Genomic DNA, 11,888 nt, shown 5'->3' with positions numbered 1-11,888 from the left:
GGAGCGTTTCCAGCCGTGGTCGTCCGGGAATCTGCCTCTCTTTTCCCCATGACGCGGCATAAGCGGCACCGGACGGAATTCCGTCCGGTGCCGCTGTTTTTTATTTCGTCTGTCTCCCGTTTACCGGGCCGTGCGTCTGGACTTGTAGTTTTTCCACGCGAAGAGCAGGATTGATCCCACGGCGATCAGGATGAAGGCACAGCTGATGGGCCGGGTGAAGAAGATGTCGAGGCTTCCCTCCGAGATAACCATGGCCCGGCGGAAGTTCTTCTCCGCCAGCGGCCCCAGGACGATGCCCAGCAGGATAGGCACCAGCTGGAAGTCCATGCGCCGCAGGAAATAGGCCACGATGCCAAACAGCAGAATGATGTAAATATCGTAAATGCGGTTGTTGGTGGAATAGGCTCCCGCGATGCAGAACGTCAATACGATGGGTGCCAGCATCTCGTAGGGGATTCGGGTAATGTGGGCATAGAAGCGGGTAAACACATTGCCGATGATGTACATAAAGATGTTCACCACGATCAGTCCCAGCATGATGGCATAGAGCACATTGCCCTGCTCCGTAAACAGCGTGGGGCCGGGAACCATGCCGTGGAGCATGAATGCTCCCATCAAAATGGCGGTGGCGCCGTCGCCGGGGACGCCCAAAGTCAGCATGGGGATCATGGTGGCGCCGCAGGCGCCGTTGTTGGCGGACTCAGAGGCCGCCACGCCCTCGATCTCACCGTGGCCGAAGGTCTCCGGGTGCTTGGACGATTGCTTGGTCTGATTATAAGCGATGAACGCCGCCAGGCCTCCGCCTGTACCGGGCGTCGCACCGATGATGACGCCGATGAGCGAGCCCAGCGCGATGGGCTTGCGGCAGCGGCGGTATTCGTCCTTCGTAATTTTGTCCTTGGTAATGGCCGAGGCACTGATGCTCTTGTGATCCGTCTTGGGGTTGTACTGGGACTTCATGAGAATTTCGGAAATGGCAAACAGTCCGATCAGCGCAATGATCAGATCGATGCCCGCCATAAGCTTGCGCTGTCCGAAGATAAACCGGGCGGTGCCGCTGATGGCATCCACGCCGATGGAGGCCATGAACAGTCCGATGCACGCGCCGATCAGGCCCTTGAAAATGCTGTTGTTGGACACGCCGGCAATGACCGACAGCCCGAACACCGCCAGTGCGAAATACTCCGCCGGCCCGAACAGCAGCGTGATCTTTGCGATGAGCGGAGCCAGAAACAGCAGCGCAAACGCGCTGACCAATCCGCCGATGGTGGAGGCGTAGAGCGCCATCTGCAGCGCCTTGAACGCCTTTCCCTTGACGGTCATGGGATAGCCGTCAAACAAGGTGGCCGCGTTGGCGGATGTACCCGGGGTGTTGATGAGGATGGCGGTGATGGAGCCGCCGTAGGTGCCGCCGCAGTAAATGGCCAGCAGCATCAAAATAGCCATGGTGGGATCCATGCCGTAGGTGAGGGGGATGCACAGAATAATGCCCAGATCGGAGGTCAGGCCCGGAATGGCGCCGACCACAATGCCGATGGCCAGGCCCAGAGGGATGACCAGGAAGTTCTGCCACTGGGCCAGAATCTGCAGGCCGCCTAAAAATTGTTCCATAAGCACTCTCCTTTCCGGTCAGGGCAGCGAGACATGGAGCAGCACGCCGAACACATAGTAAACAATGCCGATCATCGCCAGAGGAATGGCGTAGTAATACCACTTCCGGGCCCCGTAGAAAATCAGGATGGCCAGCACCAGGATCACCGTGGAAATCAGGAAGCCCAGGGGCTCGATCATCAGGCAGTACGCCACCAGGAACAGCGCATAGACCACTGAGCGCAGCTCTTTGCGCAGCCGCACAGACCGAAAGCTCTCCTTGGTAATGGTCACTTCCTTTTTCTCCCGGGTAAAGAGGCCCTCCAGCAGCAGGCACACGGAAAAGATAAAGATGCCGCCGATGGCAATGCGGGGCAGTGTCTGGGCGTTGATGGCCGTCTTTTCCATGGTGGGGATCTGGGAGGGAATCAGCAGCCACAGCACCGCGCCCACCACGGCAAAAATCGCGCCGGAGATCATCTCCGAGTTGTATTTGATCTTCAAGTTGGTTCACCTCCATATTGGAACCGGGCGCCCCATGTCAAGCGCGGACACGGGGCGCCGGAGCATCACTGAACCAGAGGAATGTACTGGGCCATGGCCTCCGTCTGAGACTGAACCATGCTGAGAATCTCAGCGGAGTCGGCGTCCCAGGCCTCCATGCCCATACCGGCCATGAACTCCTGGAAGTCGGGGTCGGCGTAGACCTTCTTGACGAAGTCCCGCAGGATCTCCTGCTTGCTCTCATCCACGGTGGAGCGGACTGCGAAGTAGTCCATACCGGTAAATTCCACGTCGATGCCCTGATCCTTGAACGAGTCGATATGGCCGATGCCCTCCACGTCAATGCCCTCGGGAATGAACGTACCCAGGCAGTTGAGCTGGCCGCTGATCACATAGTCCCGGTAGGTGGGAGGAGAACCGATGGCCACATCCACATGGCCGCCCACCAGCGCGTTGATGGCCTCCTGGCCGCCGTCATAGGGTACCGCCTCGGAGGGGATGTCCAAAATGGCAAACAGAGCGGAGATCATGGTGTAGCTGTCGTTGCCGGGGCCGCCGGTGGTGGCGTACTTGATGGTGTGGCCGGCGTTGGCGTAGTCCACCAGCTCCTGGATGTTGGTGATGCCGCTGGAGGCGTTGGTCAGGACCACGAACTCCGTGATGCGGATTCCGATGAGGGGATTGATGTCGTCAATGGAGTAGTCGGTGGCAATGAAGCTGGGTGTCAGGGAGAACAGGGGGCCGTTGCAGCAAAACAGCGTGTAGCCGTCATCGGGCGCTTCCAGGAAGTCGCTCATGCCGATGGTGCCGGAGCCGCCGGTGTGGTTTTCCACGATCATGGGCACGCCCAGGTACTTGTCGCTGTACGAGGCGATCTGACGGGTAATCACGTCCGGACCGCCGCCCAGACTCCAGGGTTGGATGATGGTGATTTCCTTTTCGGGCCAGGCAGAATCCGCTGCCGCGGGAGTCTGCTCTCCGCCGGACTTGGAGTCGTCCGCAGACGGTGCGCCGCAGGCGGCCAAGCTCAGGGCCAGGACGAGTGCGAGGGCCAGAGACATCAGCTTTTTCATCGTGTTTTCTCCTTTTTTAAATTTTAATAAATTCCGGTGTGATGCGGTCGGAATCCATTACGAGTTTGATCGCCTGGAACCCATCGGGCCGGGCAAAGTAGGGGGGGTATTCCCGCTCATCGGAAAACAGGAACTGCGGGGCCTTCTCCGGCGGGAACAAACTGCTCAGCCGCCGGTAGACCGCCTCGTTGGCACTGTTGTACCTTCGGTCGGACGCCGAGGTGGTGATGACATACTCCAGCGGCATTTCCCCCATTAAATGTTCTGAAATTGAGTCAATTTGCCCGTGATGCGGCAATTTGAGAACGTTTACATTTTCGAGCAAATTTTTTGGGGCCGCCGTCCACTCTCCGGGACAGCTGTCTGCCGCGCTGAGAAACACTGTCTTTCCCAGTGTGAAGCGCAGCAGCAGGCTGGTCCGGTTGGACATGGCGTCCAGCCGCGTCAGGCAGTCGGTAACGGTCTCCGGGTCGTGGGCGGAGCGATACGCCTTCTCCACAAGCGCCATGTAGCCGTCCACCACGCTGCGCTCCGGTGCCAGAACCTGCATAGAGGCATTGGCCCCCCATTCCAGCTTGTCGCCGGATACCAGTCGGGTCACCGGAATTCCCTCCGCCTGTGCCCGGAGCAAAATGCGCCGGTATGCGTTCAGCGCGGCGGTGTAGAGGGGGACGCTCCGTGCCGCCCCCGCCCCGGCCTGCAGCGGACTGCCTGCCAGGAATGGCTCTGCCGGATAGGGCACATACAGATGCCCCACCGCCGTGCGGTCCAGCACTGCCTCCAGCCCGCAGACGTGGTCTTCGTGGATGTGGGAGATCACCACAGCGTCCAGCCGGCGGATGCCCCGGCGCTCCAGGTATTCCGCGGCCCGGATCCGGTAAGGGTCGCCGTCAAATTCCTCCGCCAGGGCGCTCCCGCCATCCAGCAGCAGCCGGCAGCCCTCGCCGGTCTCCAGCAGCAGCGCGTCGCCGTATCCTACGTTGATGACCGTGATTTCCATCGTTCCACTCCTTTCCTTTCTGTTTGCCCCACACCGGTTTTTCTCCGGGCGCGGGGCTTTATGTCGTTCCCCGGACCACCAGCTCCGTGGGAATCTCGATATACGTATCGGACACCTCTTTGCCGTCGATCAGATCGAACAGCCGCCGGGCGGCCAGCCGCCCCATCCGGTCCACATCGATGCGCACGGTGGTCAGCTCCGGGGCAACCACCCGGCTGATGAAGCTGTCGTCAAAGCCCACAACGGCAATGTCCTCCGGGATTTTCAGGCCTTTATGGAAAATGGCCTTCATGGCGCCGGCGGCAATGGTGTCGTTGGTACAAAAAAGCGCCGAGGGCCGGTCCGGCTCCTGCAAAAGCCGCCCCACAGCCGCCTCGCTGTCCTCCAGCGTGGGCTCCACGTCCACCACAAAGCGGGGATCTGCGGCCACGCCCCAGTCACGCAGGGTCTGAAAAAAGCCCCTGGCTCGGGCCTCGCTGACCTGTGGGGAAAACCGTCCCGCCAGAAGGCCGATCTTCCGGTGCCCCCGCCGGCAAAGGTGCTCCGTGGCCTGCACGGCACCGCCGTAGTGGTCCGCGGACACGCACAAAAGGCCCTCCAGATCCAGGCGGTTGTTCACCAGCACCACCGGAATATTCTGCTTGCGCAGCTCCCCGATGGTGCGGGCGTCGGCCTCGCCGGCAAAAATCACGCCGTCCATGTGCTTTTTGATGTAGACGTCCCCATTGGGCAGCCGGACATCCTGGCTGGTGGTGACGAACAAACTGTAGTTGCGCCGGGTCCCCTCCTGCATGGCCGCCTCCAGAAGCGGAGAATAGAACGGGTTCAAAATGGCCGGGTACTGCCGTTCGTGGATGATGAAGGCGATGTTCTCCGTCCGCTGGCGCACCATGGCCCTTGCGATGGCGTTAGGGGTATAGTTGAGTTTTTTGGCCGCCGCGTACACCTTTTCCCGGGTCTTTTCGCTGACGGTCTCCGGCGAAGCATATGCCCGGGACACCGTCGCCTTGGAATACCCGCACAGCCGGGCGACGTCAATAATGGTTGCTGCCATAGAAGCTCCTGTCTGTTGATGAGAACGTTCTCATTTCTGGTTCAAAAAAACTTCGCCGACAAATTGCACAAATTTCTGATCGGTCGGCGAGGATGATCGTTGCATTTAGCATAGAACAGCTCTGGTAAAAAAGTCAACCAATATTTGTTGACTCTGATATTTTTTGTGGGAATTTCCAAAGCCTCCCTGTGATTTTTAGCCAAATCCGACGGAATCCGGCAGCACAGATTTCTGTTTTTTCCCTGCATGGACCAACCCGGTCCTCCGGCCGCCACTGCAAACAGCCCTCGAAAACCGGGTTGGAAAAAGGAAACAGTTTCAAAAGCGGCGGTAAAATGTTATAATAACATCGTTATTTTGAAAATGGAGGAGATTCATGAAACTCATACTGAGCGACCGGCATCTGGAGATCCCCCAGGCAAATCGACCGGACACCACTCTGATCGACCTGTCGGAATGCACCATTGCAAACTGTGTCGGCTGCTTTGGCTGCTGGACCAAAACCCCCGGAAAATGCGTCATCCGGGACGACGCGGTGAACATCTACCCCTTGATTGCATCCAGCGACCACGTGCTGTATGTCAGCCGCATCCGCTACGGCGGGTACGACACGCCCATGAAGACCATGCTGGAGCGGGCCATTCCGGTCCAGCAGGCGTTTATCCGCCTGCTGCACGGTGAGACCCACCATGTCCAGCGGCGTGTGGTGCCCAAGGAGGCCGTCATCGTCGGTTACGGTGCAGGCTCTGCGGCGGAAGAAGAGATTTTCCGGCGTCTGGTGGCCCGCAATGCCCATAACATGAGCTTTGCGCACCATCGGGTTGTCTTCACGTCGGAACATGACCTGGAAGACACCGTGCGAGAGGAGGCGGCGGCATGGGAAAAATTATGATTCTGAACGGAAGCCCCCGGGCGCCCCGGTCCAACTCCCGGCACTACGCAGAGCTCTTTGGCGCGGTCTGTCCGGATGAGACGGCGTATTTTTCCATCACCCGGTCCAACCACCCGGAGCTCTGCCGGGCCATGGGCGAATATTCCCATGTGCTGCTGGTGTTTCCCCTCTATGCCGACAGCCTCCCCGTAACATTGCTGAACTTTCTTAAGTCCCTGGAGCAGATGCCCCCCGTCCGCCGGCCCACTGTGTCCGTTCTCATCAACTGCGGCTTTCTGGAGCCGGAACAAAACGACGTGGCCGTGGAGATGGTGCGCCTTTTCTGCCGGGAACACGGATATCCCTTCGGCTCCGTTTTGCGGATCGGCGGCGGCGAGGCCATTCTCTCCACCCCCTTCCGCTTTCTGGTCCGGCGGAAAATCCGTCTTCTGGCCCGGGCCATCGTCCGACAGACCCCCTGTTCCCTGTCAGTCACCATGCCTCTGCCCAAGCGCCTGTTCCTCCGCGCCTCCACCAGCTATTGGACTGCCTACGGCCGGAAAAACGGCATCTCTCCGGCGCAGATGGCCCACATGGGGATCGAGGAATAATGGAAGTCTGCGCAACTTTGTACTATCGTTCTTTGCTGTGAAAACAGGCCCCGGTTCCAATGAACCGGGGCCTGTTTTTTTGTCGCACGCCTTGACAAGCAGCGGGCAGTTGTATAAAATACTAACGCTGTTAGTTTTAGGAGGTGACACTATGCCCCGTGCAGGCTTGAGCAAGCAGGCCGTCGTCCGGGAGGCAATCCGGCTCATTGAGGAGGAGGGCTCCTCCGCCCTCACCATGCGGGAGCTGGCAAAGCGGCTGAACGTCCGGGCCGCGTCTTTATACAACCATGTGGAGAGCATGGACGAAATTCTGGCGGAAGTGGGCACCTATGCCATTGCATCGCTGAATAACTGCCAGTTTTCTGCCATTGCGGGGCTGGATCAGGATGCAGCGGTATTTGCACTGGCAGACGCCTACCGCCAGTTTGCCAAGGAACACCCCGCACTCTACGAGATCATTATGAGCCTTCACCGGACCAACAAGGCCATCATCGAAAACACCGCCCATCCCATCACCGCACCGTTCATGCAGGTGCTGGGCGGGTACCCCCTGAGCCGGGAGGCGGCCATGCACTGGCAGCGGGTGCTGCGCAGCATTCTGCATGGATTTTTGTCGCAGGAGGAAGCCGGGTACTTCTGTCATTTCCCCATCGATCAAAACCGCAGCTTTCATCTGGCGATTCAATGCTATGTCGACGGATTACATGCCGCCGTGAAAAAAGAGGCGCAGGCAAACCATGAAAACGGAAAACAATGAACTTTTTGAAACGATGCCCATCGGCAGGGCGGTTTTGTCCATGTCCCTGCCCATGATTATCAGTCAGGCAATCACCATCATCTACAACGTGGCCGACACATTTTTTGTAGGCCAGATGAACCAGCCCGACCAGGTGGCCGCCATCACGCTGGCCCTGCCCCTGTTCTACTTCCTCACGGCGCTGACCAACCTGTTCGGCGTAGGCGGTGCCAGCATGGTCTCCCACTACCTGGGGCTCAACGACCGCACCCAGGCAAAACGCTGTGCGGCGTTTTGCATCTGGACGTGCATCGCAGTTTCGTTTTTGTACGGGCTTTTGATCTTCGCCCTGCGGCCCGTGCTCCTGCCGCTGATTGGCTCGGACGCGGACACCTACCCCTACGCCTACCAGTATATCTTCTGGACCATTACGGTGGGAGCGGTGCCCACCGTATTCAATCCCATGATCGCAAATCTGATCCGGGCGGAGGGCTATTCCGCCCAGGCCAGCTTCGGCGTGGCCTTCGGCGGCATCCTGAACATTGTACTGGACCCCATTTTCATCTTTGCGCTTCATCTGGAGATCGCCGGCGCCGCCATTGCCACCATGCTCTCAGCCTGGGCGGCAACCGTCTACTTCCTGGTATTTCTGTACAGCAAGCGAACCGTCACCGTCATCACCATGAACCCCAGGTACTACACCGTCCGGGAAACCATCTCCCTGCAGACCATCCTCATCGGTCTGCCCAACTTTGTGATCTCCTTTATGGCTACGCTCTCCAATGCGGTGCTCAATCCATTGGTCGCAGCCTACTCCAACGAGGCGCTGGCCGGCATCGGCATTGCCAAGAAGATTGACCTCTTGGCCTTTGCCATCGCCCAAGGCATGACCCAGGGCACGCTGCCGCTGATCAGCTACAACTATGCCTCCGGCAACCGCCAGCGGATGATGAAAATTATCCGGACCACCCTGCTCTACGGACTTGTCATCGCCTTTGCCGGCATGGCACTGCTGCTATTAAGCGCGGCGCCGCTGTCCCGGCTTTTCATCGACGACGCAGCCACCGCATCCTACAGCAAGTACTTCCTCCGGGTCATCGCCCTGACCTGCCCCACCACCACGCTGACCCTGCTGACCATCTCCGTCTTTCAGGCCACGGCCAAAAAGGTGCAGCCCATCATCATCTCCACCCTCCGGAAGGGACTGCTGGACATTCCGCTGATGCTGATTCTCAATCACTTTTTCCAGATCAGCGGCCTTGTGTGGGCCATTCCCCTGGCTGACTGGAGCGCCCTGGCCATTGCTTTGGTCTTGTTCGTGCCGTATATTCGAAAGCTGCGGGCCGACCGGTAACCGTTTCCATTGCCTGCGGGAGTCCGGTCCCATTCCATGAAGATTCCGTGAAAAGTCCCGCCGCGCTCTTGAAACCGCAGGAAATACCACCTATAATGCAGAAAAACATCAGCTTGCGGAGGCATGTTATGGAGTATATCACCGTCCGGGAAGCGGCACAGAAGTGGAAAGTCTCTGAGCGGCTTGTCCAGCAGTTCTGCACGGACGGCCGCATTGACGGCGTTCGAAAATTCGGCGGCGCGTGGGCCATTCCTGCCGCCGCACCCAAGCCTGCCGATCCGCATCACACGGCCAGGCAGATGCCGCGGGCGCAGTTTGTGCCGCCGCCCGCTCCCACGGCAGCCGCTTCCAGTCTTGTCCCCATGCCGCTGATGAACACAGCATTTACGCCGGGGACATGCCGAATCTGCGTGGAGGAAATCCGTGACAGCCGGATGCGGGACATTGCCCGGGCAGAGTACCACTATTTCAGCGGCCATCCCGAGGCGGCGGCCCGAAGCGCTCAGCCGTACCTCACCCATCCGGAGCCGGCGCTGCGGCTTTCGGCCTGTCTGCTCTATGCCTACGCCAATCTCTCCGGGGGACAGGTCCAGCATGTACAATGTGCCCTGGCAGAGGTCCGCCGCACGCTGGATGCTGCCGACGAAACTACGCCGCCGACCCTGCGGGCTCTGGCGGTGTTCGTGGTGACTACCGCCGCCGTACTGCTCCATCTTCCGCCGCCGGAGGAGGCCCGGTCCCTCCAGGACCACATCCGGCTTCTGCCGCCGGGGCTGCGGATGTTCGCCCTTTACGTACAGGCCCACCAGGCCTATCTGCAGGGAGATTACGGCCGGAGCATCGGCATCGCGGAGACAGCCTTTGCCATGCAGGCCAAGGTATATCCCATTCCCTCCATCTACATGCACTTGGTGGCAGTGATGGACTACATGAGTCTCAAACAGCCCGAACAGGCCCAGGCCCATCTGCTCCGCGCCTGGGATCTGGCCCGCCCGGACGACCTGATCGAAGGCTTCGGCGAGCACCACGGGCTGCTGGGCGGTATGCTGGAGGCCGTCCTGAAGAAGGATTTTCCGGAGGACTTCAAGCGGATCATCGCCATCACCTACCGGTTTTCCGCCGGCTGGCGGAGGGTGCACAACCCGGTCACCGGAGACGACGTGGCCGACAACCTCACCACCACGGAATTTGCCGCAGCCATGCTGGCAGCCCGCGGCTGGACCAACCAGGAGATCGCCGACCACCTGGGAATTTCCCGCAACACCGTCAAACAGTACATCTCCACCGCGCTGCAAAAACTGCAGATCCGCCAGCGGAAAGACCTGAAGCGGTACATGCTGCGCTGAAGGGCTATGCCTGCGGAATCCCGCAGGCATAGCCCTTTTTCCCCAGAAAACGGAGGATTGCAGAAGGACCGTTTCGTGTTACATTAGAGGTGGCGCACAGCGGCTCCGGCCGCTCCTTCTGCCCGGAATCCGGAATCAGAGCGCGCATATGACAGCAAAGACCGCGCCCGGGTCCATTCTGCCGGCCTCGCGGCGCACCGGAAAACAATTGGGGGAGGCGCATGCGCCATGAGCCAGCGAGCCATCTGTGAAATTTCTATCACCGGCATGGAAAACCGGGAGTGGCAGGGTACCGTATACTTTCCCGCCTCCGGTGAACGCCGAACCTTTCAAAGCCTGGTAGAACTGATCCGCGCTGTGGAGCAAGGGGGCCCGTCCGGGGAACCCTCCGACTGAGCGTGTACATGCAAAAAACCGCACCGGAACATCCGGTGCGGTTTTTTCTTTGGCAGCTGCGGTCAGTCTTGTATGTCTTCCGCAATGCGAAGCAGCGTGCTCTTTCCCACAGTTCCGTGCAGCCGGAAGAAGAGGCCGGTGTCCGGGTCCTCCCACGCCAGGACATTGACGCCGTCGGAGTTGAGTCCCACGATGGTTCCGGTGGTGATGGTGACTCCGTTCACCTCCGTCCGGTTGCCCTCCACAGTCTCCCCATTGACGGTCATGGAACCGTCGCTCTCATAGGGTTCCTCCGCGCCCCAGTAGCGGGCCTCGATGCCGTTGACCTCCGCGTCATCCGGCGTTCCCTCCGGCACTTCCACCGGCTCAGACGCATACAGCAGCGTCAGACTGGTGTCCGGACCCAGCCAGGTCTCCTGGGCCGCGTCCCCCAGCACAGCGTGCTCGTACCAGGAGTACCCGGCCGGCACCCAGGAAAGGCGGTATGCCGGAAGCTCTGTGGTGTCCGGCTGCATGCTCTGCGCCATTTTGACCAGGTCCTCTGCCGAGATCCCGCTGGCGGAAAGCCAGAACAAAATACCGTCCTCGCCCTCCCACACAAGATACGCCTTGTTCTCCTCCGTGTAAAGGTCGGCGGAACAGCCCTGAACAGTCACCTGACGAACGTTTTGGACACTCTCCTCCTGCCGCAGGGACGCCCCGAAGGACCCGCCGTCCGGGTATGCACACGAGGCAGTGACCGTTCCCGCCTCACTGCGATAGCGGCAGGAGGCGCGGGCGGTGCCGCCGGACACCTCCGACAGCGCCCAGCCCTCCGGCAGCCAGGCAGGACGCCACACGGGCGGCGCGGTGTAGGGATCGGCGGGCCGCTGGCTGGCGTAAGTAAAACTGGCGCCGTCCACCGTCCGCTGCCAGTACGTTCCTTGACTCGCAGCATCCTGCTCTCCCAGCAGGACGGTCTTCGTGGCGGAGTCATAGCCGATCTCCACACCCAGCAGCTCGCTGATGGTCCGGACCGGCAGATAATTGGTCTTTCCCCCGGTCTCATCGGTATAGAGGATGGAGGACGGGACCTGCTGCCCGTTGGGCGCGGTGATGTCGGCTCCGGCAGTGATCTTCGTCTCGCCGTCCAACGCCACATTGGCAAAGTTGAAACTCACCCGTCCGCCGGCTGCCAGTACCGTGGTCCCCAGTACCAGAATCGCCGCAGAGGTCACGCAGCCGGCCAGGAACCCCGAAAACCGCTTTTTCATCATGCATATCACCCTTTCTGTTTTGTGGAACGGGAACACCTGCCCGTCCGCTTCTATAAGAAAAACGAGTCAGGCAGACATTGTGTCTCACCCTCCGGAG

At 60.0% G+C, this 11,888-nt stretch carries 12 protein-coding genes; 6 read left to right on the top strand and 6 right to left on the bottom strand.

Features of this window, described 5'->3' with window-relative positions:
- Positions 1 to 120 precede the first annotated feature (120 nt).
- The 5 genes from QZS13_RS00250 to QZS13_RS00230 all read right to left on the bottom strand — a co-directional run bounded on the left by QZS13_RS00250 (position 121) and on the right by QZS13_RS00230 (position 5,221).
- On the bottom strand, positions 121 to 1,611 hold the full coding sequence (locus tag QZS13_RS00250; RefSeq protein ID WP_295584053.1) for a tripartite tricarboxylate transporter permease: 1,491 nt from the start codon (positions 1,609 to 1,611) through the stop codon (positions 121 to 123).
- 18 nt (positions 1,612 to 1,629) lie between these two features.
- Complete coding sequence (locus QZS13_RS00245) at positions 1,630 to 2,094, bottom strand: tripartite tricarboxylate transporter TctB family protein (RefSeq protein ID WP_295584051.1); 465 nt, start codon at positions 2,092 to 2,094, stop codon at positions 1,630 to 1,632.
- Between the two features lie 65 nt (positions 2,095 to 2,159).
- Positions 2,160 to 3,167: a tripartite tricarboxylate transporter substrate binding protein gene (locus QZS13_RS00240; protein WP_295584049.1), complete on the bottom strand. Its 1,008-nt coding sequence runs from the start codon at positions 3,165 to 3,167 to the stop codon at positions 2,160 to 2,162.
- Between the two features lie 16 nt (positions 3,168 to 3,183).
- Positions 3,184 to 4,167: a ComEC/Rec2 family competence protein gene (locus QZS13_RS00235; protein WP_295584047.1), complete on the bottom strand. Its 984-nt coding sequence runs from the start codon at positions 4,165 to 4,167 to the stop codon at positions 3,184 to 3,186.
- A gap of 58 nt (positions 4,168 to 4,225) precedes the next feature.
- On the bottom strand, positions 4,226 to 5,221 hold the full coding sequence (locus QZS13_RS00230; RefSeq protein ID WP_295584045.1) for a LacI family DNA-binding transcriptional regulator: 996 nt from the start codon (positions 5,219 to 5,221) through the stop codon (positions 4,226 to 4,228).
- Between the two features lie 376 nt (positions 5,222 to 5,597).
- Between QZS13_RS00230 and QZS13_RS00225 the strand changes: the two genes are divergently transcribed.
- The 6 genes from QZS13_RS00225 (at position 5,598) to QZS13_RS00195 (ending at position 10,535) form a co-directional block, all read left to right on the top strand.
- On the top strand, positions 5,598 to 6,113 hold the full coding sequence (locus tag QZS13_RS00225; RefSeq protein WP_295584043.1) for an NAD(P)H-dependent oxidoreductase: 516 nt from the start codon (positions 5,598 to 5,600) through the stop codon (positions 6,111 to 6,113).
- Positions 6,098 to 6,703, top strand: a complete 606-nt coding sequence (locus tag QZS13_RS00220; protein ID WP_295584041.1) for a hypothetical protein — start codon at positions 6,098 to 6,100, stop codon at positions 6,701 to 6,703. Before QZS13_RS00225 ends, QZS13_RS00220 begins: the two co-directional genes overlap by 16 nt.
- 151 nt (positions 6,704 to 6,854) lie before the next feature.
- Positions 6,855 to 7,460: a TetR/AcrR family transcriptional regulator gene (locus tag QZS13_RS00215; protein ID WP_295584038.1), complete on the top strand. Its 606-nt coding sequence runs from the start codon at positions 6,855 to 6,857 to the stop codon at positions 7,458 to 7,460.
- Positions 7,441 to 8,793: an MATE family efflux transporter gene (locus tag QZS13_RS00210; RefSeq protein WP_295584036.1), complete on the top strand. Its 1,353-nt coding sequence runs from the start codon at positions 7,441 to 7,443 to the stop codon at positions 8,791 to 8,793. The genes QZS13_RS00215 and QZS13_RS00210 overlap by 20 nt, the downstream gene beginning before the upstream one ends.
- Before the next feature lie 128 nt (positions 8,794 to 8,921).
- Entirely contained in the window at positions 8,922 to 10,139 is a 1,218-nt protein-coding gene (locus QZS13_RS10180; RefSeq protein WP_307986746.1) for a helix-turn-helix transcriptional regulator, read from the top strand.
- A 228-nt stretch (positions 10,140 to 10,367) separates the two neighbouring features.
- On the top strand, positions 10,368 to 10,535 hold the full coding sequence (locus QZS13_RS00195) for a hypothetical protein (protein ID WP_295584034.1): 168 nt from the start codon (positions 10,368 to 10,370) through the stop codon (positions 10,533 to 10,535).
- 62 nt (positions 10,536 to 10,597) lie between these two features.
- On the opposite strand, the gene QZS13_RS00190 is transcribed toward QZS13_RS00195, so the two are convergent.
- On the bottom strand, positions 10,598 to 11,788 hold the full coding sequence (locus tag QZS13_RS00190; RefSeq protein WP_295584032.1) for a DUF4367 domain-containing protein: 1,191 nt from the start codon (positions 11,786 to 11,788) through the stop codon (positions 10,598 to 10,600).
- Between the last annotated feature and the right edge of the window lie 100 nt (positions 11,789 to 11,888).

The organism is uncultured Oscillibacter sp. (assembly GCF_900546705.1).
Lineage (GTDB): Bacteria > Bacillota > Clostridia > Oscillospirales > Oscillospiraceae > Oscillibacter.
Note: the sequence above shows the minus strand (reverse complement) of the source record. Positions and strands in the feature narration are given on the sequence as shown.

Coding starts and splice junctions, on each gene's coding strand:
- QZS13_RS00215 (WP_295584038.1), top strand. CDS start 6,855: ATGCCCCGTGCAGGCTTGAGCAAGCAGGCCGTCGTCCGGGAGGCAATC.
- QZS13_RS00235 (WP_295584047.1), bottom strand. CDS start 4,167: ATGGAAATCACGGTCATCAACGTAGGATACGGCGACGCGCTGCTGCTG.
- QZS13_RS00220 (WP_295584041.1), top strand. CDS start 6,098: ATGGGAAAAATTATGATTCTGAACGGAAGCCCCCGGGCGCCCCGGTCC.
- QZS13_RS10180 (WP_307986746.1), top strand. CDS start 8,922: ATGGAGTATATCACCGTCCGGGAAGCGGCACAGAAGTGGAAAGTCTCT.
- QZS13_RS00230 (WP_295584045.1), bottom strand. CDS start 5,221: ATGGCAGCAACCATTATTGACGTCGCCCGGCTGTGCGGGTATTCCAAG.
- QZS13_RS00225 (WP_295584043.1), top strand. CDS start 5,598: ATGAAACTCATACTGAGCGACCGGCATCTGGAGATCCCCCAGGCAAAT.
- QZS13_RS00210 (WP_295584036.1), top strand. CDS start 7,441: ATGAAAACGGAAAACAATGAACTTTTTGAAACGATGCCCATCGGCAGG.
- QZS13_RS00190 (WP_295584032.1), bottom strand. CDS start 11,788: ATGAAAAAGCGGTTTTCGGGGTTCCTGGCCGGCTGCGTGACCTCTGCG.
- QZS13_RS00240 (WP_295584049.1), bottom strand. CDS start 3,167: ATGAAAAAGCTGATGTCTCTGGCCCTCGCACTCGTCCTGGCCCTGAGC.
- QZS13_RS00250 (WP_295584053.1), bottom strand. CDS start 1,611: ATGGAACAATTTTTAGGCGGCCTGCAGATTCTGGCCCAGTGGCAGAAC.
- QZS13_RS00195 (WP_295584034.1), top strand. CDS start 10,368: ATGAGCCAGCGAGCCATCTGTGAAATTTCTATCACCGGCATGGAAAAC.